Genomic DNA, 22,721 nt, shown 5'->3' with positions numbered 1-22,721 from the left:
GAAAATTATGCGTGGGATTTTTCAGGTTTGAACTGTCCCTTCACGAAATGGCCTCGTTCCACCTTCCCATGCAGACGGCGTACAACGCGCTGCGGGTCGATCGGATCTGCGGTAAAGACGGGCACCCCCGGCGGGTGACGCAGGGTCACCCCAGGTTTGACCAGACGTTCACCCAGCCCCTTTGCCACCTTTTTACTCGCGGTCACCGCGCGTTTGACATTGGCTGCGGTCGGTTGCTGGACTGACACCGAGACGTGGCCAAACGTGACTTCCACGATGGGCATCGTGTCTTTCCCTGTGCGATGCGCGGTTAGGACCCGGTCGTTCGCCGTTTTGTTCGCGTGCTTTGCTGCCGCAACAACGCCTGCGCTTTTACTGGTGCGTTTGGCTGCTGCTGTAACAACGTCCGCGGCGGCCTTGCCCAGACGCTTCGCTCCCACGGCAACGCCTGTGCCTTTGCCAGCGCGCTTGGCTGCCACAACAACGTCCGCACTTTTGCCCGGCCGCTTCGCCACCACGCCTTTCCCTGCACCTGCCTTGGCTGACTTGGGTGATGCTGTCGCTGCTTGCTTGATACCAGGCACGATGGACCTCCACGTATTGCTTTCCCCTCTGAGCATTCTACCTCCCAAGCAGGTTTTGCCACCAGACAGACAATGGGTTGGATGGAACATCAGGAGCGGTTATCGGAATACAGCTGGCTTGTAGAAATTAGTGCCAGAGCAATTGATATTTGCCGCTGGCCGTCGTCTTCCTGGTCAGGGTTGCTCAAGCAGCAAGGCGAGAGCATCGATCACGATACCGGCGAGCCGTACTCGTTCTTTTTTCGTTGTACGGTCATCCTCATGCGACATGGCGCGCATGTCTGCCTCGGTCATTCGAGGACATCCCCTTGGGAACCCACGATACGGAGCTGAGGCGGCTTGCCCGTTCGAGCCTTGTTGTTTCCGCCGCCACTGAGTCCGGTAAGCGCCAGCCCGAAAACAAGCTGATCCAGTTCTTCGACGGGGACGCATAGGTCACTGGCAATATCCACCTTGGAAATGCTCTCATTCCGAAGTGTCGCGAAGACCTTTTGCAGGATTTGCGATGACTCACGCAGCCCTTCGTTGGGTTCCTGTTTGCGATAGCCACGCGAAGACAGTTCGATGTAAAGCGATTGATAGTGCCAGTCGCTCAGTACGCCCACAGCGTGCAGACGGTAGGTCAGTGCCGCAACGGAAACGCTCCAGTACTTTTTGAGTTCGATGAGATGGTCGACGGTAGCCATCCTCGGAGCGTAGGTGAGGATGCTCGACTTTGGCATCAGGAATGCAGAAGCAAAGGCATTTGCCTGTTGTTCTGCCTCACGACCCTGCGGCGAGCCATGGCGGTGAAGGACCAGATGCCCCAGTTCGTGGGCTGCGTCGAAACGGCTGTGCTCGGCGGATTTCTTGGTGTTCAGAAATACGAAGGGCGTGCGTTGTCGCCACATCGAGAACGCGTCAACCTCGGTCGCATCGACCGAGAGGGAGAACACACGAACGCCTTTGGATTCCAGCAGATGCACCATGTTCTTGACTGGTAGTTCACCGAGTCCCCATTGCTGACGCAATGCAAGTGCCGCAGCTTCGGGATTGTCTTCACGGCTGAGGTCGGGCAAGTCCGGTGTCGGAAGCTCAAACCGTGCTTCGATCCAGCCATTCAGCATGAGGGCGATGGCCCCGGCGCCAAGCGCGGTATCCCGTTGCCCGGCGGTCATCTTTGAGAGCGCCCGAAAACTGGCAATGTCTGGTGTTGGTTCGTCCAGGTCGTCGCCGAAAAAAAACACCTTGGGAAACCCGAGGGCCGAGGACAGTCTGGTCAGGCGATCTCCGTCAGGGCTGAACTCCCCTTTTTCATAGGCCGAGATCGACCGTGGCTCGACGCCTACCGCGGCGGCGAGCTTGATCATCGTCAGCCCGCGCCGCTTGCGAGCCAGGGTCAGGCGAGACGGATTGAACAGCGCGTTCTGGATCATGCTCGCCGCTTGACGTCGACGTTGATATCCGGCTGGTCCGGCGGCGAAGGGGGAACGACTTCCAGAGCCGCAGGGTCAGTCGGGATCGCGCCCAAAATGATTCGTTCCTGCCAGCCATCTACACGGCCGTCCAGTCCCATCGAGGTCGGCAAAGAAAGTTCGCAGCGGACTTCGCCCTGCGCACGGTGGACCAGCAGAATCCACGTCATTCGCTGCTCCTCGGATGCTGCATGACGCGCGGGCGCTGGCACATCGATCGGTGGGAAGATGAGATCGAGTTGTAACTGGTTAGACGTTACTGCGCCGGCCGTGCTTGGGCCTTTTGACGATTTGGTTGTCGGCTGGATACCGGCGAAACCGGTAGCTTCGTCGCCGGTAGCAACAGCTATGGCAATAGAACCCACCGGGTTGATCACCAGTGAGTAGTTGTTCTCGTCCGAACGCTCCCATCCCGCCGGCAGCACGTATTCGCGCAGAGCGCGAACCATGGCCGCCCAGGCGCTGAAGCCGGGGTAGAGTGGCGGATCGTTCGCTGTGCAAGACGCGAACGCAACGTAGCCGCGTTTCACGACTTCGGCGAGCCTGCTCGCCTCAAGGCCGAGCTGACCTAAGCGGTTTTCAGCATCAATGCTTTCAACGTGGATTCGCGTCATGGGGGCACCCCGAAGTCAACTTCCGGTTTTTATACCTTAAACAAGGTGAAAAAACAAGAAGTTCTGAAGGCGGCAGAGTGTCGGGTGTCGACGAGGGGATGGCCTCGCGGGGCGAAAACCTGGTCATTCTTCAGGGCCGGTTGATGATTGGAGTGTGCTGGCGGGTTACAGCGTCGCTAGGCGAGCTTTATCATAGTGGGCGCTGAGCAGCCATGGCCGGCATGGCGCCATACCGGGGCAACCACTCCATGAGTCAACCCGCGTTCTTCGAGGCTGAGCGCAAGCGTTTCTTCCGACCCCTGAACAGCTCCCGTAGGGAGTTCGTCGTCGCTTGCCTTCGTGCCCTGTACGAGCGCTTGCACGGGCCGGCCGCTGACTACGCGCACACGATGACGCGAGATTCGCTGCGCGAGCTGCTCATGGCAGTCGTGCGAGATAACCCCGACAGATTGATCACAGAAGCAGAAGCTGACGAGTTCAGTATCGCTGACGGTGAGCCTCTGCAACTGACAAACCTCGTGATGAGGACGCTGCTTACCGACGGTTGGCTCGAACAGTTCGCCGACCGAGAGGGCTTGGTCACGGCGTTCCGGTTCTCGCGCCCGGGCAAGCTCTTCGCCGAGGCGCTGTGGACGCTGGACCGCCCGAGCCGAAGCCGGCAGCGAAACATGCGCGGTTGCCGAAACGCCTTGGAAGCGGCCCTGCAGCCTCGCGGTGACGCCCATGACCTGGTCGACGCTTATGAATACGCCGAGAAGGTCATCGAGGACCTGACTGAGGGCATCGACTATTTCCAGGAGCTTGTGCGCCACCTGATGCAGGCGGCATCGGCGCAGCGCCAGTGGGGCGAGTTCGTCGAGTTCCTCGACCGGTTCCAGCGGGAGTACTCCAAGCAGTTGACCGCGGACAACGCGATGCTAAACCGGCAGGCCATCCGCCAAAACTTGGACAGGCTTCGCCAGGTAAACGACACGAAGTTCAGCCGAATGGACGAGCAGCTTCACGACATTGCACACTGGGCAGTGAAGGAGCACACCGGTGCCTCGGTCTACGAGTGGCTCCTCGGTCGCATAGAGGCCATCGTCGACGCCGCCTGTGAGACCAAGCAGCCCGGCTTCCTCAAGGCGATGGAGACCTACCTGAAGCGCATCAACGGGTTGGCGATGCAATCGCTGATGCTGCGAGCAGGTCAGACCCGCCATGCCTATTTGCAGGGCATCCAGCGCGTGGCGCAGGCTGAAGACAGGGAGGAGCAGGACCGGCTTCTCCGGCACTACGGCGCTTACCTCACCAATGCTGAGGTCCGGCTGCTCGACCCGGCCAGCTTCAAGCTGCGTACCGCGACGCAGCGCCGTAAGGCTGTCACCGTGACCATTCGACCGCGGACTACGCGAGAGGAACGCCTCGCCGCCGTTCTCGCACGCGCAGAGGCAGAGGCTTTCTCACTCCCGAACGAACTTGTGGCCGAAGGCCTCCGCGCGGACCTGCGCATCTTCCGGCATCCGGTGAGGCTCTCAGCCCTTCCAGCCGAAAGCGCGGAAGATGTGCTCAAGGCTATGCAGGCTGTCGAAGCTGCGCGGGCCAGTGGTGATGACTTCCTGGTGCGCAGGCTGCCCACGCGCCTGGATAATCCGGCTTATTCCGGCAGTGACTACGAAATCGAACTGAAAAAATGAACTTGTCCTCCGTCATTCGCGACCAACTGGCGCTGATCAACATGAAGCAGGAGCGCTTCCGGGAGCTGGTCATTCGGCTTTTTTCCTATGGCGTCATCGTCCGCGACGAGGACCGCACCGAGCAGGCGCTGTACGACGACGCCAGGCGCATCCAACAACTGTTAGAAGACTACTTCGATCTCGCCGGCTTCCTGCTTCACCACGACACGACGAATCAGTTCTACCGTCTCTATGCTCCAGGCGCCGTGGTCGACGGACTGCCGGAGGACACGCTTGAGCCTGTGCCTTCACTGCGCGCTCGCCTATCGACCGATTTCGTCGCCGCAGCCTTGGCGCTGCGCTTCCTGTACCAGAACAAGCTGAATTCGGGTGACATCCAGCCCCAGGGCGAAGTGCTCATCAGCTTCGAGGATCTAGCGGTGGCGTTGCAGGCTCAACTTAAGCGTTCGTTGCCGAACGGCGTCACCGAAAAGATGCAGTTGCTGGCAGAATTGCGTAAGCATCGGCTGCTGAGTTACTCGACGACCTTCAGCATCGCCGACGAAGATGCGCTTCTGGCCATCCGGCCCACGATTTTGGGCATCGTCTCCAATGATGCGATGACCGCCGCGCTCGATACAGATGGCATTGTCGAGCAGGAGACGACCGTCGGAGAGGAGGCGGAATGAAGCTGGACCGCTTGGTGCTCGTCAACTGGGGGCAGTTGCCTCCGGGCGACTACGAGCTGGGCAACATGACGTTGCTCACCGGCCCCACCGGCGCCGGCAAGTCGACCATGCTTGACGGCTTGCAGACCGTGATGACGGCGTCCTATCAAGGCATCGTGGCTTACAACCCGGGCCAGGAGGAGACTCACGGCACTCAACGTCGCGGCAAGACCCGGCGCACGCTGGAGTCGTTCATCTGTGGTGCTGAGTACAGTCTGTTCTCGCGTCCTGATGGCGCCCACGGCTGTGTGGCTGCGATCTTTCGCCCTGAGGATGGTGAGCCGACGGCCAAGCTGTTCACCGCGGTCGTCGCCGCAGCCGCCCGGGTGGATGGGCAGGGAGAACGCCGGGTCGCCCGCCTTGAACGACTGGAACTCATCATCGTTGATGAGGAAGCCCTGAGCGTCGCCGACTTCCTGAAGGACGCTAGTCACAGCGAGTGGGTCGCGGTCGAGGATCTGGTCAAGCGGTTGAAGTCGCGTTACCGCAAGGTCACCTCATTCGGTGGCCACAAGAAGGATTATCTCTGCGCTTTGTATGGTCGGTTCCGCGGTCGCACGTCGGTGACGTGGGATGAGACCTCCAACGCTGCCAAGGCGTGGAGCCAGTCCATTGCCTACAAGCCCATCGGCTCGGTGCATGATCTGGTGCGCGACGACATCCTTGAATTCGACGGCAAGCTGCTGCAGGAAAGCATCTCGCGCATCAGCGAGCTGATGCGCCAGGTGACCAGTCTGCGGGAGGAAGGCGAGCGCCTGACTGCTACTGTCAACCGACTGAAGCTGCTGAAGGGGGCCATTGACGAAACAGCCGTGGCCTTCGAGCAGCAGGTGCAGTACGACCTCCTTTGGGCAAAGATTCATCTGCGCGATGACGAAACGCGGGTGGCGGAAGAACGTCGGAAGATTGCCGCCGATGGCGAAATTGAGACGCGCAACCTCGCTCTCATCCGGACGCTCACCGGGCAATGGGAAAACCTCGACCGCAGCCGCGTCCAACTGACTGCAACCCTTCAAGGCATCGAGGCTCACGGTGTCAAGGAGCGGCTGGAGCTTCAACTGCGAAACGCGACGAGCAACGCGCGCAAGGTACTGGACGAGCTGGCCAAGGGACTCCGGTCCGCGGCGAATCTCGACCAGGTGGCTCGGCAGCTTGCGGGCAAGGTGGTGCCCAAGGAATTCACCCGACTCCTGCCGGCCGTCGAGGTTGTTGCCAGGGCGTTTGCAAAGACCGAACTCGGGCACTTGGCGGATCTTGTGCGCGCCGTGCACCGCGTGTTGCAGGCGCCGTCGTTCGTACCTGACGAACTCCTGGAACTCTCCGGCCAGTTCGAGGGGCTCAACCAAGGACTTGCTGAGGTGTTCAAGACCTTAGTAGGCCCTGTGGACAGTGTCTCTATGGCCATCGCCGCCGACGAAGCGTCGTTGACCACTCGTATCGAGACTGAGCAGAGAACGGTTCGAGACCTGGCGAGCACCAAGGCACGGCTGGCATCCGGGGGCGGCAACTACGACTCGCCGACAGCAATGGCCGTCGCCCGCATCCGGGAAACGCTGCCCGAGGCATCGGTGCTGGTGCTGTGCGATCTCGTCGAGCCGGCGTCCGAGAAGTGGCAGCCGGCCATCGAAGGCTATATGGGCAACGCCCGCTTCAACCTCATTGTCAAGCCCGAGTGGGAGGCAAGGACCATCGACTTCCTGCACACTTGGGGCTCGAAGGCGAAGGTGGTGCAGGGGAAGCGTTGCCTGGACAAGGCTGACATGAGCCGCGTGCCACGTGAGTCCATCATCCACGAGTTGCACACCAATCATCCCATCGCGCGGGCGTACCTCGTCGAACAGTATGGCTCTGTCATCAAGGTCGACACATCTAACCAGCTACGTGACGTTGCTCGCGGATTGACGATGGACGGGAAGGGCAGTGGTTCGCGCACCATGTTCGTGACTGAGCGTTATGAGTTGGTATTTGGACGTGCGGCCCGTGAGAACGCGCTCCGACGAACGACCGCTCAGCTGGATGAGGCAGAAGGCCGCTTGGCCGACCTTCAGGCGCTCAAGAAGACGCTCTCCGATGTCAGGTCACTGCTGTCAGCCGTTCGCGAGCCCAACTTCGACCCCGACCCCCTGCTCAATTACGCGGGGGAGATTGACCAGGCTCAGAGTGCACTGAACCAGCTGGACCTGCGCGAAGTGAACGAACTGGAGACCCGCTTGACCGAGTTGCAGCGGCAACTCGGCGACGTCGACCGGGACCGCAACGACGCGCATCGGGCCATTCACCTAGCACAGGAGAGGACAGAGAAGTCTGAGGAGGTAATCAAGGGCATTACCGGCCGCCGCGACGAGCGACTGCGCGAGCTCCAACGGCAGATTGGGAGGCTGAAACAGCTCTGCGAAGTGAACCCCGAACGCACCTACACGGTCATGTCGGAACAGGTCGAGGGCCTGCTGTCCGCCGCAACGGTGGCGGAGGTGACGACTCGCCGTGATCAGCTACGCAGCCTTCCAGCTCTGCGTGTTGGCGAAGTTCGTGAACAATTGAGCGAGCACAACATCAAAGCCAGGACGGAGGAGCGCTTTCAAGTGCACCTACCCTATCTGCACGAAGGGGATGGCTTCGACCCCTGTTATGGCCCGTTGGCGCAGCTCGGGCGCGCGGTGGGCGCGATGCACGCTGACCTCGAGGGCGTGGGACTGTACAACAACCGCAATGAGGTGGGAAAGGCAGAGCGGTCCTTCCACGACGTTTTTACCAAACAGTTTTGCGTCGAAATTAAAGCCAAGGTCGACGACGGCATCCGGACCTTGCGGCAAATGAACGCAGAGCTCCAGAATCTCAAGTTCGGCACCGACCGCTTTACTATCGACTGGTCCAGGTGGGAACCAGAGTTCGAAGACTATTACGGTTTTTTCAAGGCCGTGGCGGAGCTGGCTGACTCACCGGACACGGTCGACCTGTTTGCAGAGACAACGCTGAGCGACAAGCATCGGGCAGTACGCGACCGGCTGGTGAAGCTGCTTCTGGACAAGGACCAGGAGCGCGCCGAGCGAGACCTGTTGCGCATCGCGGATTACCGGAACTATCGCCGATACGAAATCTGGAATGAGTCTGATAGCGGCGGCCGCATCGCACTGTCCATCTGGGGAACCGGCTCCGGCGGCCAGCTGGAGACGCCGGCATACATCGTTCGTGCCGCCGTAGTGACGAACCGGATGAAGCTTTTTGACAAGGGGCCGAGTCTGAAGCTGCTGGTGAGCGACGAATCGTTCTCCCGAATGGACGAGCTGCGCGCCCGGGCGGTGCTTCGGTATCTGCGCGACAGCCTGGGCCTCCAACTGATTAGCGCCATGCCAACTCGCGGCGCGGGCGGCTTGCGACCGGAGTTCGATCGTGAATTCAGTTACAGCCGGGCCGGCGTCGACGAGATGAATGGCGAGCTGGACTTCATCATCGAGTGCGACGAGCGCCACTTCAAAAAGGACCGCATGCGTGAGATGTGGGAGGCACACCGCGAGAAGGTCCGGGAGCAAGCGAGGCTGGCATTCGAGGCGAAGGAGCCGGCGCCGTCGGAAGTCCCGCAGGCTTCACCTGGCGACTTGTTCTTGTCAGATGCCCTTGCCGATGCAGCGCCGGCCAGTTCCATGGAGACAGCCCCGTGAGCGATCGAGCGCCTCTGTGGCTGCAGGGTGCCGACATGCAGCGGCTGCTCAATCTGCTGGTTGACAGGCTCGAAAGCGCAGACCAGCGAGGCACGCGCGCACAATCGGTGGCTCTTGGCCCCAAAACTTGGCCGGCTCTTTATGAGGCGCCGTTCGAGTCCACCAAAGAGATGCTTTGGGAGCAATTTGGCGAGCTAGTGCGCTGGGGCTGGCTGGCAGTCAAGCCTGAGGGCGTTGCAAAGGAGCGCTCCGGCTACGACCGGGCCCCGCGTGTCACCGTTCTTGACGAACCCGCACTGCGCGCGGCCGTTGGTCGTCCAGAGCGGGTCCGCAGCCCCGCGGAACTCTGGCGGGAAGCTGTCTTCGCTGACTTGGTCGCCTCGAATGAGGTCAAGCGTCAGGTCAGTGAATTCTGTATCGACATGCCTGACCGAGCGATGTCCGAGGTCGTGGCCCGCCTTAACGAACTGCGGGTGTTGAAGCACGAGTCCTTGCTTCTTCGCGAAGTCTCCTCCCGGCTGTTCTGGGGCATGTCCAAGGTTCTGGATAAGCGCCAGGCGTTGGTTGCCGCGCTGCTCGAGCTCGATGACTGCCCTTTCCCGGAGTCGCCGGTACAGCTTCAAGTGTTCCTACCGCCAGCAGGCTTCCGCGGCGTTCTCCTCATCGAAAACCTGACGACCTACGACCGGGCGATGCGGTCTGGTAGCGCTGCCTTCGAGGGGCTGGCCTTGGCGTTCGCATCCGGCTTTAAGGGTAGCGCTCAGCGGTTGCGTACGCCCGAGGGATGCTCGCTGTTTTTCTCTGATCAAGGCGGCGACACGCGCGACCTGCGTGACGGATTCAAGTCTTGGCTCTTCGGGAAAGAAACGCGGCCAGCGTACTTTTGGGGTGACCTGGACTGGGCTGGTATGCGAATCCTCGCAGCCATGAGAGCCAGTTTCTCCGGGCTGACTGCGTGGCAAACTGGTTATGCGGCCATGTTGCAGGTTCTTCGAGAGGGCCATGGGCACTCGCCGGAAGCAGCCGAGAAGCAAGGGCAAAAGATCCTCGCGGAAACCGGTTGCGCGTACGCCGATGGCCAACTCGTGCCTGCGCTCCGTGAGACACGCCGTTTTGTAGACCAAGAACTATTCATGCCGTAGGGCCACAAGCTCACCATCGTGGTCAAGTCCATCGGCCGCTTCTTCAGTGACCTTGCGCTTCCGCTCAAGAATGTCCGGTGGTCACTGGGGGCTCTGCTGGTTCTATCCTGTTGCTCCGAACCTGATCGGATGAGTTCACGCGACAAGACGGTGTGCGGCGGGTCACTTTGTCGCGGGAGTCGGCGGGATACCGTTCTGGCGACTCTTACGGCTTCGACGGGTGCTACGGGTAGCTGGAGGCGGTGCGGGCGGGGTGGCCAATGGACGCATCCTATCCGGTCATTTAGGGGCAAATCCTGCACTTTCGGGTCCTCTGTTGCTGAAATGCGACGCTAACATGCCAAAGAGTCGCGAGGGAATTCAGCGTAGGTTTTGGCGTAGGTTTGCAGGTGACGGCCCGCCAGAAAAGGCCGCGTCACTACTTCGAAGAGAACGAATAACGCCGCCGCTAGCGAGACTGCCCCGGCCGCGCCCTGCAACAGGGCGTAGCCGTTCAGGCGTTGTCGCGCAGGTCTGGCTCGTCTAGCGCAAGCCCCCTGACCGGCGCGCATGGCTCACGGCTGCCACGAGGCCGTATCTGCGGACCTTTTCATAAAGCGTACTTTTGGCGATGCCCAACTGATTCGCTGCCTGCGTGAGATTGCCGGCGTGGCGTTCGAGCGCCCGGCGGATCGTTTCGGCTTCGGCCATCCGCAGCGATGCCTCCGCGCCTTGTTCCGATGTGCTCGTAGCACCCGGCGCACCGCACTCCATTGGCACAACAGGCGCGCGGACCTCTGCAGGTAAGGTCTCCACGCCGATCGTCGGGCCGTGGGCCAGCAGGAGGGCGCCTTCGATCGCGTTGCGCAGTTCGCGCACGTTGCCCGGCCACGAATAGTTGAGCAGACAGGCATAGGCCTCGTCGTCGAACGATCGGTCCTGCAAACCGTAAGATCCGCACATCTGCTCGAGCCAGTAGGCAATGAGGGCAGGCAGATCCTCCGTACGTTCACGCAGACTCGGAATCGACACGGTCGTCACCGCAATGCGGTAGAACAGGTCCATGCGGAACGTGCCCTTGCCAATGGCATCCTTCAGGTCGCGATGAGTGGCGGCGACGAGCCGGAAGTTGACCTTGCGCGGCGTGTTCTCGCCTAGCCGGTAGATTTCGTTCTCCTCCAGAACGCGCAGCAGATGGGGCTGAATGTCGAGCGGCATCTCGCCGATCTCGTCGAGAAACAGTGTGCCGCCGTTGGCCGCTTCGATCTTGCCCGCGGCGCCCGACTTGCGCGCGCCGGTAAACGCCCCTTCGGCATAGCCGAACAGTTCGCTCGCGAGCAGGTCTTTCGAGAGTCCGCCGCAGTTCAGCGCGACGAACGGCCCGTTCGCCCGTTCGCTGGCCTGATGGATGCCCTGTGCGAAGAGCTCCTTGCCCACGCCCGTCTCGCCGAGCAACAGGACAGGGACCTTCGAGGGCGCGAGCTGGCGCGCCTTGTCGACGGCCGCGCGCAATACGCGGCTGTCTCCGACGATGCGCCCGAAGCCGCGGGTCGCGCCGGGAAGCGGCTCGCGTTCGCGGGCAACCGGTTTTGGGCCGCGCACGGCGGGCGCGCCGGGGATCACGATCATGAAACCCAGGACACCGTCTTCGCGCAGTATTTCGACATGGGCATGTCGCAGCCAGGCCGGTGCTGCCGCCGAAGCGACGCTGCCTGACCTGGCGTCCAGTCCGGGCAGCACGAAGCTGGCGTCGAGCTGCAGGTCGAAACCGAGTCGCCGCAGCGCGGGCACGATCTGGGCATTCGCCTTGACGAGGCGCCCCTGCTCGTCAACGATGAGCACTCCGTCCGGGCCGTTGGTACCCAGGCGTGACGCGCAGAGGTCCAGCACGCGCAAACGCCGCTGCATGGCATCCTTGGCAAGCCGGCTTTCGATGCGCCCCGCGAGCGACACGGTCAGCGCGAGCGTGTAGCGGCTGTAGGTGTCCGCGAGTCCCGAGACATCGATCACGCCCAGCACGTGGCCATGGAACGGATCGCGGATGACAGTGGCCGAGCAGGTCCAGCGCTTGATGCCGGCGCAGAAGTGCTCCGCGCCGTGAATCTGCACGGGCTGCCCCAGTGCGAGTGCAGTCCCGATCGCGTTGGTGCCGCAGTTGAGTTCGGTCCAGTTGCAGCCCGGCACGAGCCCGACCTCACGCGCGGGCTCGATGATCCGCATGTCGCCTTCGTGTTTCAGGACGATGCCGTCCGGGTCGGCAAGCAGCATGACCGTACCGGTCTGCGTCAGCAACTCGCGGATCTGCTGCATGAGCGGCAGGCTTGCGCTGATCAGACGGTTGCTGGCGCCTTGCCACTGCATCAGCTGGTCTTCGCCGAGCGGCGGCGGTGCGCGATCCGCTGCCGGGTTGACCTGCCCGAGGAGGCAGCGCTGCCAGGAATCATCGACGACGCCGCGCACCTCGGCCGAGTGCCATTCGTCGCCGCCTACTCGATGCTCCCATGCCGTCATGATGCCGGCGTCGTGCTGGGGACTGGAAAACCAGTCCATGGGCGTGCCTGTCGGTTGCATACCTGTCTCCTGGCAGTTCGCGTTTGCAGCAAACCATGAGGCCGTGGCGACCGGCCTCTTTTTTCATCCCAGTCTTGCCCGGCTGGACCGGCCGGGGCTCGTTGCTGGGTATCGTACTCCGATCCGGTGCCATGACCGGCTCGCAATCTATCCCGTACAAGCAATGCGTGCGCCAGCCGGCCCCCGGCAGGCCTTGTGGTGCCTGCTGCCAACGCAAGCGGACGGGTCGGTTTCAACTGCTCGAGCGAAAGCGCGACCGGAAACACGCCGGCCGTCCGGAAATCGAACGGCCGGAAAACGAACGCCCCGCTTCGCGCAATGCGAAAGCGGGGCACACCGGCGTCAAACCACGCCAGCCGGTTCGAACATCAGCCTAATCGACCCGCTCGGGGACCGGCAGCTTGACCCATTCGGAGTAGAACGCGTCGATGTCGGGCTCGAAGTCGTGGACGACCGGATACCACGGCGTCGGCGCCTCCACGTCATGCATCGCTGCGCACGTGGGGCAGTAGTACTCGCGGTACACCTGCCATTGCGTATCGGGCGCCATCAGCCGCGGATAGACATCGTCCATGGCTTCGTCGGTATCGCGTACGAAGATGTTGGCGTGCAGCTTCCAGTTTTCCCGGTAGTCGCAGAACACGTGGCCGCAGTCGCACTGTGTGACCCATTTCTTCGTCGCCCATTGCTGCACGATGTACAGGTGCGGCCCGAGCGGCAGCACGATGCGGTCCTTCCAGCCGAGCCTGGCCTGCAGCGACTCGACGTACATCTGAAACCGCTCCGCGTCCTTGGGCATCGACAGCATGCGCAGCGTCGTGTCCCAGTCGAGCTTGCCGTCGACCAGATTGCGGATCTGTTCCCTGGTGTAGGTGGACATGGCGTTTCCTCCTCGAATTCCTTGATGGTTGCGTGAAAGCGCGGACTTACTCTTCGACCAGCACGACGGTGTTGACGTCGGGCATCTTCGAGAGGTCCATGCGGAATTTCGAGCCATAGGTCGGTACGTCGAGCTCGTCTTCGGTGAGCGTCCACGCATCCGGCAGATCCCAGAACGCCCGGAACTGCTGCTCGAACTTCGTCGAGAGCCCGAAGCTCGTTGCGAACATGTGCTGCACCTGGGGCGCGGCGTGTTTGAGCACGATGCGCTCGCGTTCGCCTTTCATCCATTCGCGCGTGGGTTGCGAACGTGCCAGGCGCGCATTGCGGATCGTGACGCGCTGCAGTGCAGTGGCCTTTGCGTCCACGGTCCAGATGCCGTTGGCATGCTTCGTCGCGACGGCGCCGTACACCTTCTGCGCGTATTCGGGCAGCAGCAAGGCACTGTTCAGATCGCGTTCGATGGCTTCGGGCTCGCGATCGAGCGGGTCGCCAAAGCCGGGGCCGCCGCGCAGATAGTTGAGGTAGAGATCGTAGTTGCTGTAGCAGTCCTCCGTGGTCATGCACTGATGATCGCGCTTGATGATGGCGCCCGCGTTCAGGTGATTCTCGTAGTCCGGGAAATCCGGGTTGGCATCGCCGCCGAGCGGCAGGCTTTCGCCCAGTGCGATGCGCTCCTTCAGGCCGGTGCGGTGCGCCTCGAAGCGGTAGCCGGTGGCGCTCGGGTAGCCGCCCATGAGCCCCCAGTCGCTGTTCATATAGCCGTTGCCCATGAAGAACATGGTCCAGTCCTGCGCCTTCCACACCATGCGCAGTGTTTCGAAACCACACCCGCCGCGATACTTGCCGTAGCCGCCCGAGTTCGTCTTGATGTTGCGGCCGAGGTAGAGCAGCGGTTCCGCCATCTCCCAGATCTCGATATCGCCCATGTCGCCTTCGGGATTCCAGATCGCGGCGGCATGACTGAGGCCGTCCTTGACTGCGCAGGCACCCGTGCCGCACGACGAAGCCTCGAAGCTGTTGACGGCATGGATCTCGCCATCCTGGTTGATGCCGCCGCCCTGCAGCCAGTTCGATGTGTTGGCGTTGCCCGCGTTGACCTCCTCGAGATAGCCGCGGCTGAAGTAGGCCTGCGAGAGACCGCGCCACAGCGCGCTCCAGCCCGAAACCAGGAAGTGCCAGGCATAGGCGTGACCCGTGCGGCGGTCGTCCGGATTCATCCACGCGCCCTTGGGCAAATGGAACTCGGTGCCGAAATACGCGCCGTCGTTGATGCGCTGCGTGGGGACGAGTGTTTGCGTCATCATCACCCAGATGCCGCTCGTGAACGCGACCTGGTGCGCGTTGTACGAGTGCCAGCCCCAGCGGCTCGCACCCTCGAAGTCGAGCCGCCAGGTACCGTCCTTGCGGATCTCCATTTCCACGGGCGAGTGCATGATCGAGTCGAGTTTCGCGAACGCCGACGAGGTCTGCACATCGGGATGGTTGTACGGCACGTCGACGAAGGCGACCTTGCGATACTTGCCCGGCAGCGTCATCGCCTTGATGCGGGTCTGCAGACCCCTGCGTCCTTCCTCGATCACTTCATAGGCAAACTTCTCGTACGCGTCGAGCCCTTCCTCTTCGATCACTTCCTCGATCAGGTTGCGGATCATGTGGCAGCCGGCAATGCGCGTGCGTTCGTCGAGAATCCAGTACTTCGGTGTACGTACCGAACGCTGGCTCTCGTGGAGCCAGTCGCGCAGCGGTGTGTCGTTCACACCGGTCTTTCGGCACGTGATCATGTAGCCGTCGCCGAAGCGCTGCACCTGGCCGGTCGACATCGATCCCGGTGTCACCGCGCCCGTGTCGATCACGTGGGTCACGCCGCCCACCCAGCCGACCAGCTTGCCGTGCGAAAAGATCGGCACGATCGTCGCGATGTCGCACGGATGGACGTTGCCGATCGAGCAGTCGTTGTTGGTGAACATGTCGCCGGGATGAATGCCGGGATTCGCTTCCCAGTTATTTTCGATCATGTACTTGATCGCCGCGCCCATCGTGCCGACGTGGATGATGATGCCGGTGGAGGTGAGCACGCAGTCGCCCGCGGCGTTGTAGAGCGTGAAGCACAGTTCGCCTTCCTGCTCGACGATCGGGCTTGCCGCGATCTTCTTCGCGGTTTCGCGCGCATGGACGAGCCCGCCGCGCAGCTTCGAAAACATCTTTTCGTAGCGGATCGGATCGCGCTCGCGCAATTCGAGCCGCTCGAGCCCGTTGTAGTGGCCCGTTTCACCGGTGCGCGCGAGGATGCCGTCGCGGAACTGCTTGAGGGTCTGGCCGTTCTTGAGGAGGTCGGCGAAGCCGACTTCCTGGCGGGATAGCATGTTCATTGCGTGTCTCCTTGCTGGACTTCCCTGAGATGGAAGAGGCGGTGCTTGTCGAGCGTGGTCGCAAAACCTTTCGGCACGACGAAGGTCGTCGCGTCGGATTCGATGATGGCCGGGCCGGTGATCTCGTTGCCGGGTTTGAGCGCCTCCATCTTCCACAACACCGCGTCGTACCATTGCTTGTTGCGATAGAGCCTGCGCACTCCGGTTCGCGCCTCGGCCGGCGGCAGGGCGCCGCCTTCCGCGTCCTCGGGGAGCACGGGCTTTTGCGTGATCACCATGCCGCGCATGATGGCGCCGGTGACGGAGAAGCCAAGCTCGGGCGAACGCGCCGAACTGGCATAGACGCGGCCGTAGGTGTCCTCGAATGCCGCGACGATGCGATCCCAGTCCCCGGCCTGCGCGGCGCTGGCGATCGGCGATTCGATCTCGAGGTCGTTGAGCTGACCCATGTACTGCATGCGAAAGCCCGGGCGCAGGATCACGTCCTGCTCGCTGAAGCCGTTGATGCGGAATTCTTCGACCACCTTGGCGGCGAGCTCTGACCACGCCTTCTGGATGGTTTGTGCGGCGAGGACCTTGTCGTCGTCGCCGGCGAGTTGGGGCAGCGCCAGATCGACACTCTTGTCGTACCGATACTCGAAATCCGCGCACGCGCAGCCGAACGCCGAGAAGCCGGCCGCCCACGCGGGCACCACGACATCCTTGAAACCAAGCCCTTCGGTGTAGCCATAGGTGTGGACCGGACCGGCGCCGCCATACGAAAAGCACACGAACTCGGTCGGGTTGTAGCCTTTCGCGCTCACGTTCGAGCGCAGGTACTCGCGCAGCTGCAGGTCCAGCAACTCGATGACGCCGGCGGCCGCGTCTTCGACGGAGAGCCCGAGCGGAGCGGCGATCTGCGCCTCGATGTGCTCGCGCGCGCGGTTGACATCGAGCTTGATCTGGCCGCCGAGGAAGTTGTCGGGGTTGAGGTAGCCGAGTACCACATGGCAGTCGGAGACCGACACGGTCGTGAGCCCGCTTTCCGGCCAGCAGGTGCCGACGCGATAGCCGGCGCTGTCCGGGCCGAGCTTGATCGCGCCGCTATAGGGATCGAGCCGCACGAAGCTGCCCGCGCCGGCGCCCACGGAATCCATCGTGACGAGCGGCAGCGACAGCACGAGGCGCGCCATGTCCGGATCCGATGCGATCGCGAAGTTGCCCTTCGTGATGAGCGCCATGTCGAACGACGTGCCGCCGATATCCGAGCATGCGATGTTGTCGTAGCCGAGGGCCTCGCCGAGCAGCTTCGAGCCGATCACGCCGCCGATCGGGCCCGAGACGATCGTGCGCGCGAGTTCTTTCGCCTTCCAGCTGATCGTGCCGCCGTGGGTCGCCATGACCCGCAGGTCGAACTTCGCACCGTGCTTGCGGAAGCGGTCGCTGACCTTTTTGAGCGTCTGCCGCGACGGCTCGGCTGCATAGGCCTCGAGCACGGTCGTATTCATCCGGTGGCTTTCCTTGCGCTGCGGATAGTAGTCGACCGAGGCGAACACCGGGATGTCCGCGCCGACTGCCTTCAGCTCCTGGCGCACGATGTCGCGCGCGAGGCGCTCGCTCGTGGCGTTCTTGTGCGACTGCAGGAGACAGATCACGATGGCCTTCGCGCCCGCTGCGACCAGCTCGCGCGTCGCCTGCCGCACTTCGGCGTCGCGTACGGGAATGACGATTTCACCCTGCACGTCGGTGCGCTCGGTGACGCCGCGCGTGCGCGAGAGCGGCACGAGCGGCTCGTCATAGCGGTGCGTGTTCAGATGAATCCGCTCTTCGAGCGCGTAGCCGAGGTAGCTCTGGATCGCGCGGCCCATCGAGTGCACGTGCTCGAAGCCTTTATTCACGAGCAGCCCGACGTCGAGCCCCTTGCGCTGCACGACGCGGTTGAGCATGGCCGTGCCGGAGTACACGCAGGTCACGAGTTCGGGATAGACGGCGTCGACGTCGCGCTGCCAGTGCGCGAGCGCGTCCTGCGAGGAGTTGAAGATCGCGAATGATTCGTCCTCCGGGTTGCTCTGCGCCTTGCCGACGACGAATCGCCCGTCGGCGCGCACGAAGAAGGTGTCGGTCATCGTGCCGCCGGCGTCGATGCCCAACACCTGGACTTGCGAAAGCCCTTCCATGGTTTCGTCTCCAATGATTGAAGTAGTCACGAGCGGCGTTGCTCACGTTTGACCGAATGCGTCGCACGCGATGTCGCGGCTCGCGCTCGTCTCTGCAACAGTCGTGCCATTGCAGGGCAATCCAGGGCAGAGCCCCGCGCGACAAGGGCTCGCGAGCAGAGCCAGGCGCAGGGGCGGGGCGGCGATGGGTCCGGAAGCGCAGCCAGACGGCCGGTTTTCAGCCTTGACCGGCGTTCGAATGCCGGTCGATCGGGCGCATCGGATGGTTGATGTCGTTGCAGGCTCACCTGGATGAGGGGAGCGTCCGGTCGCGCAGCGACTTCACTACGTCAAAGAAAACGCATAACCTCGAAGCAGCGTCGCGTGCCGGGCACGGCAATTGCGCAGCGGCAAAACAAACTAGCTGGAACAGGGAGAAACAATGTCCAAGCGCTTCAACACGCGCCTGCGTGCGCTCGTACCTGCGCTCGCCAGCGCGTGCCTCGCAACCGGCCTCGTGCTCGCGTCGTCCGACGCCAGCGCGCAATCCGCGGCCTACACGAGCGAACCGGTGGATCTGTACGCAGGGCCTTCAGGCGACTATCCCGTCGTTGCCGAACTGGGACCCGGCCAGCCCGTCACCGTGATGGGCTGCGTGGGCGACTATTCGTGGTGTGACGTCACGGTGCCGGGTCTGCGCGGCTGGGTCTACGGTGGGTATCTCAGTTATCCGTATCAGGGCAACTACGTGCCGCTCACCGACTATGGCGCGGAGATCGGCGTGCCGATCGTGGCGTTCTCGCTCGGTGCCTACTGGGGCAGCTTCTATCGCGACCGGCCGTGGTATGGCGAACAGCATCGATGGGATCACGTACCGCCGCCTGAACGCGGCCGCCCGCCGGCCGCGCCGGCGTGGCACGGCGCGCCGGGCCGTCCGCCCGCGATTGCGCCTGGCGGCGGCGAGCGCCCGCCCGCGCCCAATGAGCCGATGCGCGGCGCACCGCCGCCCGGAGCGCAACGCCCGCCTGGCAACGTGGAGCAGCCCGGCACCATGCGTCCCCACGAGGCGGGGCATCCGCCCGAGCAGCAGCAGTTCGGCGGCCGGCCGCCGGCCGGCGCGCCCGCGCAGGGCTATGCGCGTCCGCCGGAGCCCCAGCCGCAGGGCGGCATGCGTGCGCCCGGGCCCGCACCTCAACAGCCGCAGGGTGGCATGCGTGCGCCCGCGCCCGCACCTCAACAGCCGCAGGGCGGCATGCGTGCGCCCGGGCCTGCACCTCAACAGCCGCAGGGCGGCATGCGCCCGCCCGCGCCCGCGCCTCAACAGCCGCAGGGGCGGCCGGCTGCGCCGCCTCAGGGTGGTCAGGGCGGCCACGGTCCCAGCCAGGGTGGCGAACGGGGCAACGAGCGGCAAACCGAGCACTAACGCATAGCGTTGCTTCGCCGCAGCGGCGGGATCTCCATGGCGGGAATCCCGCCGTTGCTGTTTTCCGGCTGCGAATTAGGATTGCGAATCAATCAAGGGGTGTGACGGTCATGCGACGCGTTACGCGGGCTCACTGGAGCCATCGCCCGCGCCATGCCCTCCGCCCGGCTTTTCACCGCTTTTCGTCGGTTCTGACAGATTTAACAATCCCTGACAGTAAATTCATGGCGCCCAGGTGAGAATACGTCGTCGCGGCAAGTGCAAGCACGGCCGCACGCCGCCAGCGCCACGCGAGCTTCGCGCATGCGCCGCTGGCAACGGATTTCTGCTACGGGGGCTGGCTCGCTCGGGACCTGGCGACGCAGTCAGCAAGAGGAAGTCAGAGCGAACCCGAGTTCGCCGGATAACGCTGGGAAAACCAGTGCTTTGAGGTGGACGTGGCGATGGCGGCACGTGCCTCGTCGTGCAGGGAGGCGGCTGCGGCCCGCTGACAGCGTCGGGCGGTGACGCTGGCAGCGGGGCTCGCGCCGCGTACGACGATGACTGCGCTGGCGGTCCGACTCCGGGGGCGGAATCCGGAGACCACGCAGTGCGCAGCACGCGGCCGTCGCCACATTTTTTTCCGCACACCAGAACGCATTCTTTTTGCCGCTTCGCGCATGGCGAGCGGCTCGACGTTGTTGCGTCCGCGAAAAAACGCCTGGCCGCTTCACTTCCGTTGCTCTGCCTGCTTGTCTTCACGGGGGCTACATGTTTTTCCGATCCGGCCGTATGCGTTTTCCACCGGGCTCGCGCGTGGACAGCCCCGACGGTGGCCGCGAGTTCGACCGCATCGAACTCGACCTCGCGCGCGACCGCCATGCGCGCGCCGCAATGGAGGCCTACGCGGACTCCTGCGCGGCCGAACTCCCGTGGCTCAGCGAAGCGCTGCACCTTTCGCGTTTCGGCGCGGCCGAGCGCCTGACACAGTGTTCGTCCACAGTGTTGCGCGTGTTTGTCATGGCGCAGTCGCGCGCGGCCTTGCAGCCCGACTATGCGCATGCGGCATGGGAGCACGTGCGCTCCCATCTGACCGCGCTGCTCGCGGAATCGCCTTCAGCCGCGGGCGAGGCGGCCAGGCCCGGTTCGAACGAAGGCAAATTCGACTACCATGAGTGATTAACATGAGAGCGATCTGTTCACCGAAGTCGAGCGCGGCCTCGCGCTCCCATTTTTTTCGAGACGCGGCGAGAGTAGCGGCCTTTGCTGCACGGCGGGTTGCGCGTGCCGCCAGGGCCAGGGCGGGTGGCCGACGATCCGGTGCCGAAGCGCGCGCCAGAGCCCGCCAGGCGATGGTCCCGGTGGCAGCGCGGTGCGGCAGGGAGGCAGTCCATCGCAGGACGATGAAGAACAAACCTGGTTGCGGGGTGCTATGAGAGTTGCAGTACTGGATGACGATGCAGCGCAGACCGAGTTCGTCTGCCAGGCCTTGAGCGCGGCGGGCCACGTCTGCCACGCGTTCGCCAAGGGCAGCGAGCTCGTCAGGCAGCTTCGGCGGCAGACGTTCGATCTGCTCGTGCTCGACTGGAACGTGCCCGACATGGCGGGCGACGAAGTGCTGCACTGGGTGCGGCAGAGCCTCTCCACGCGCCTGCCGGTGCTCTTCATGACGAGCCGCAGCCGCGAGGCCGACATCGCGCAAATGCTCAACGCCGGCGCCGACGACTACGTCGTCAAGCCCGTCTCGGCGCCGGTGCTGAGCGCCCGCGTCAATTCGCTGCTGCGCCGCGCCTATCAGCTGCACACGCCCGCGTTCAAAGAAACCTTCGGCGAGTACGAGTTCGACCTGAAGTCGCGCCAGGCTTCGGTGAGCGGCCGCAACGTCGCGCTCACGCAGAAGGAGTTCGATCTCGCGCTGCTGCTGTTTCAGCACCTGAGCCGGCCGCTGTCGCGCGCGCACATTCTCGACGTGATCTGGAAACAGTCCGACGACATTCCTTCGCGCACGATGGACACCCACGTTTCCATGCTGCGCTCGAAGCTCGGCCTGCGTCCCGAAAACGGCTATCGCCTCACGCCGATCTACGGCTACGGCTACCGGCTCGAGCGGATCGAGGGGGACAACGCGTGAGGGGCGTGCGTGCGGTGCGCGCCACCGCGGCGCCGTTCCTTGCCTTCGCGCTTGCGTTCATTGCCCTTCCCCGCGGCGCCGAGGCCCGCGAGCACGCGCCCGCGCAGCCGCCCGAGATGACCACCTACGTCACGCGCCCGGGCGACTCGCTCTACGACATCGCCACGCGTTACCTGCGCAATCCCGCCGACTGGAAGACGCTCGCGAGCCTCAATCATGTGAGCGAGCCGCGCCACCTCCGGCCGGGCACGACGCTGCGCGTGCCGGTCGCGCTGTTGCGCCAGGATGGCCTGAGCGCGAAGGTGGTCGCCGCGAACGGTCCCGTGCAGCATGCGTTCCGCGCCGGTCCGCTCCTGCCGCTCACGGTCGGCGCGAGCCTCGTCGAAGGCGACAGGGTGCAGACCGGCCACAACGGCTTCGCCACCCTCGAACTGACCGATGGCTCGCATATCGCGCTGCCGCCCGATACCTCGCTCGACCTTGCCACGCTGCGTCAAACGGCGCTCACGGGCGCGACCGACCGCATCGTCGATCTCCATCATGGCGAGGTGAACAGCGAGGTCACGCACGCCACGAAGAAGGACGATCGCTTCCAGATCCGCTCGCCTTCGGTGGTGGCCGGCGTGCGCGGCACGCAGTTTCGCGTGAGCTACGACGGCGACAAGCGCGCGACGGCGGTCGAGGTGCTGGACGGTGCAGTGGGCGTCGACGCCGACTCGCTGGCCCACAAGGGCCGCGGCGCTCGCGCACAGCCGCCGGCACCGGGCGTGCCGCTTAGCGCCTCGGAGCAACTCGTCGCCGCGCACCACGGCAACCTCACGCTGGCGGGCCAGCCGGCGGGCGCGCCCGTCACGCTGCTCGACGCGCCCGAACTGCTGCATCCGTCCAAAGTGCAGGATGACGAAGCAGTCGCCTTCGAAATCGCGCCGTCGGCGGGTGCGAGCGCCTGGCGCGTGCAGATCGGCCGCGACGCGGGGCTGCTCGACATGATTCGCGACCAGCGCAGCGCCGAGCCGCGCGCGTCGTTTGCCAACCTCGAAGACGGCACCTACTTCGTGCGCATCTCCGCCATCGACGCCCGCGGCCTCGAAGGCATGCCGGCGTCGTATGCGTTCGAGCGCCGGCGCGTCGCGCTCGGCACGAGCGCCGGCCCCATCGAAGGCTCGCGCGACTTCGCGTTCCGCTGGTTCATCGACCGCAACGCGCCGAACACGCGCTTTCGCTTCGTGCTCGCCACGACGTCCGATCTGCGCGCGCCGCTCATCGACCGTACCGACATCACGGCGGGCGACGCGGTCGTGCGCGACCTGCCGAAGGGCGTCTACTACTGGACGGTGATCGCCGAGCAGTTCGACAACGGCCACTATTACCAGAAGGCCAGCCCGGTCCAGTCGTTCAGGCTCGATTGGTGACGGA

The 22,721-nt window shown here is 63.7% G+C and carries 15 protein-coding genes; 8 read left to right on the top strand and 7 right to left on the bottom strand.

Annotated elements, in window-relative coordinates:
- Positions 1-5: 5 nt before the first annotated feature.
- From AB4Y35_RS29460 to AB4Y35_RS29450, 3 genes are all read right to left on the bottom strand, one after another.
- The gene (locus tag AB4Y35_RS29460; RefSeq protein WP_368707142.1) at positions 6-584 is read right to left on the bottom strand and encodes a hypothetical protein; all 579 of its coding nucleotides are present in this window, start codon (positions 582-584) and stop codon (positions 6-8) included.
- Positions 585-874: 290 nt separating this feature from the next.
- Positions 875-1,999 carry a helix-turn-helix domain-containing protein gene (locus AB4Y35_RS29455; RefSeq protein ID WP_368707141.1) on the bottom strand — a complete coding sequence of 375 codons (1,125 nt, stop codon included), beginning with the start codon at positions 1,997-1,999 and terminating at the stop codon, positions 875-877.
- A complete protein-coding gene (locus tag AB4Y35_RS29450) occupies positions 1,996-2,652 on the bottom strand; it encodes a hypothetical protein (RefSeq protein ID WP_368707140.1) in 657 nt (218 codons plus the stop codon). Before AB4Y35_RS29450 ends, AB4Y35_RS29455 begins: the two co-directional genes overlap by 4 nt.
- A 248-nt stretch (positions 2,653-2,900) precedes the next feature.
- Between AB4Y35_RS29450 and AB4Y35_RS29445 the strand changes: the two genes are divergently transcribed.
- The 4 genes from AB4Y35_RS29445 to AB4Y35_RS29430 are packed head-to-tail and all read left to right on the top strand — an operon-like array spanning position 2,901 to position 9,836.
- Complete coding sequence (locus AB4Y35_RS29445) at positions 2,901-4,328, top strand: Wadjet anti-phage system protein JetA family protein (protein WP_368707139.1); 1,428 nt, start codon at positions 2,901-2,903, stop codon at positions 4,326-4,328.
- Positions 4,325-4,996, top strand: a complete 672-nt coding sequence (locus AB4Y35_RS29440; protein WP_368707138.1) for a DUF4194 domain-containing protein — start codon at positions 4,325-4,327, stop codon at positions 4,994-4,996. Before AB4Y35_RS29445 ends, AB4Y35_RS29440 begins: the two co-directional genes overlap by 4 nt.
- A complete protein-coding gene (locus tag AB4Y35_RS29435) occupies positions 4,993-8,694 on the top strand; it encodes an SbcC/MukB-like Walker B domain-containing protein (protein WP_368707137.1) in 3,702 nt (1,233 codons plus the stop codon). The genes AB4Y35_RS29440 and AB4Y35_RS29435 overlap by 4 nt, the downstream gene beginning before the upstream one ends.
- Complete coding sequence (locus tag AB4Y35_RS29430) at positions 8,691-9,836, top strand: Wadjet anti-phage system protein JetD domain-containing protein (RefSeq protein WP_368707136.1); 1,146 nt, start codon at positions 8,691-8,693, stop codon at positions 9,834-9,836. The genes AB4Y35_RS29435 and AB4Y35_RS29430 overlap by 4 nt, the downstream gene beginning before the upstream one ends.
- A 522-nt stretch (positions 9,837-10,358) precedes the next feature.
- On the opposite strand, the gene AB4Y35_RS29425 is transcribed toward AB4Y35_RS29430, so the two are convergent.
- From AB4Y35_RS29425 to AB4Y35_RS29410, 4 genes are all read right to left on the bottom strand, one after another.
- Positions 10,359-12,386, bottom strand: coding sequence for a sigma-54-dependent Fis family transcriptional regulator (locus AB4Y35_RS29425; protein ID WP_368707135.1), 2,028 nt, complete (start codon positions 12,384-12,386; stop codon positions 10,359-10,361).
- Positions 12,387-12,759: 373 nt separating this feature from the next.
- Positions 12,760-13,266, bottom strand: a complete 507-nt coding sequence (locus tag AB4Y35_RS29420) for an acetone carboxylase subunit gamma (RefSeq protein WP_368707134.1) — start codon at positions 13,264-13,266, stop codon at positions 12,760-12,762.
- 46 nt (positions 13,267-13,312) lie between these two features.
- Entirely contained in the window at positions 13,313-15,637 is a 2,325-nt protein-coding gene (locus AB4Y35_RS29415; protein ID WP_368707133.1) for a hydantoinase B/oxoprolinase family protein, read from the bottom strand.
- Positions 15,634-17,793: a hydantoinase/oxoprolinase family protein gene (locus tag AB4Y35_RS29410; RefSeq protein ID WP_368707132.1), complete on the bottom strand. Its 2,160-nt coding sequence runs from the start codon at positions 17,791-17,793 to the stop codon at positions 15,634-15,636. Before AB4Y35_RS29410 ends, AB4Y35_RS29415 begins: the two co-directional genes overlap by 4 nt.
- Positions 17,794-18,214: 421 nt before the next feature.
- Here AB4Y35_RS29410 and AB4Y35_RS29405 point away from each other — a divergent pair, with 421 nt between their 5' ends.
- From AB4Y35_RS29405 to AB4Y35_RS29390, 4 genes are all read left to right on the top strand, one after another.
- On the top strand, positions 18,215-19,195 hold the full coding sequence (locus tag AB4Y35_RS29405; RefSeq protein WP_368707131.1) for an SH3 domain-containing protein: 981 nt from the start codon (positions 18,215-18,217) through the stop codon (positions 19,193-19,195).
- 771 nt (positions 19,196-19,966) lie between these two features.
- Complete coding sequence (locus tag AB4Y35_RS29400) at positions 19,967-20,353, top strand: hypothetical protein (RefSeq protein ID WP_342922546.1); 387 nt, start codon at positions 19,967-19,969, stop codon at positions 20,351-20,353.
- A 253-nt stretch (positions 20,354-20,606) separates the two neighbouring features.
- The gene (locus AB4Y35_RS29395; protein ID WP_342922547.1) at positions 20,607-21,305 is read left to right on the top strand and encodes a response regulator transcription factor; all 699 of its coding nucleotides are present in this window, start codon (positions 20,607-20,609) and stop codon (positions 21,303-21,305) included.
- On the top strand, positions 21,302-22,717 hold the full coding sequence (locus AB4Y35_RS29390) for a FecR domain-containing protein (RefSeq protein WP_368707130.1): 1,416 nt from the start codon (positions 21,302-21,304) through the stop codon (positions 22,715-22,717). Before AB4Y35_RS29395 ends, AB4Y35_RS29390 begins: the two co-directional genes overlap by 4 nt.
- The last annotated feature ends 4 nt before the right edge of the window (positions 22,718-22,721 follow it).

Source organism: Paraburkholderia sp. EG286A, from assembly GCF_040965375.1.
In the GTDB taxonomy this organism is placed as follows: Bacteria; Pseudomonadota; Gammaproteobacteria; order Burkholderiales; family Burkholderiaceae; genus Paraburkholderia.
This window is presented reverse-complemented; position numbering and strand designations above follow the sequence as displayed.